This is a genomic window from Microvirga sp. HBU67558 (genome assembly GCF_018069605.1).
GTDB classification, from domain to species: domain Bacteria; phylum Pseudomonadota; class Alphaproteobacteria; order Rhizobiales; family Beijerinckiaceae; genus Microvirga; species Microvirga terrae.
This window is the reverse complement of sequence record NZ_JAGPUP010000100.1, coordinates 1-287: the sequence shown is the minus strand read 5'-3', so window position 1 is coordinate 287 and position 287 is coordinate 1. Positions and strand designations below refer to the sequence as shown.

1 protein-coding gene is annotated in these 287 nt (G+C 60.6%); it reads right to left on the bottom strand.

Annotated features, from left to right (window positions below; genetic code table 11):
• Nucleotides 1-155: replication initiation protein RepC (gene repC / locus KBI52_RS32395; protein ID WP_247654079.1), on the bottom strand; the 155-nt coding region annotated here is incomplete at its 3' end.
• Nucleotides 156-287: the final 132 nt, after the last annotated feature.

Below are 287 nucleotides of genomic sequence, written 5' to 3'. Positions count from 1 at the left end.
GCCCTGACGGTGCCGATCTCCTCCACGGCCTCGGCCCAGGCGCTCTCATGCGCCCCTAGAGAGGCCCGCAGGTAGCGGCCGGCCGAGACGATGTCGGCCAGATCCCGCACCGGCTGGCCGTAGTCGCTTAAGGTCGGGCAGGCCTCAAAGATCAATTCCGGTGATAGGTGCTCTGCCGGTTGTTCGGTTGGAAGAACCGCCTCAGCTTTCTTCGGAAAGCCTTTGTTACAAGTCTCACTAGGAGATCCGTTGTTGTTATTAGAGTGACGGACTCCGAGTCCGGCATT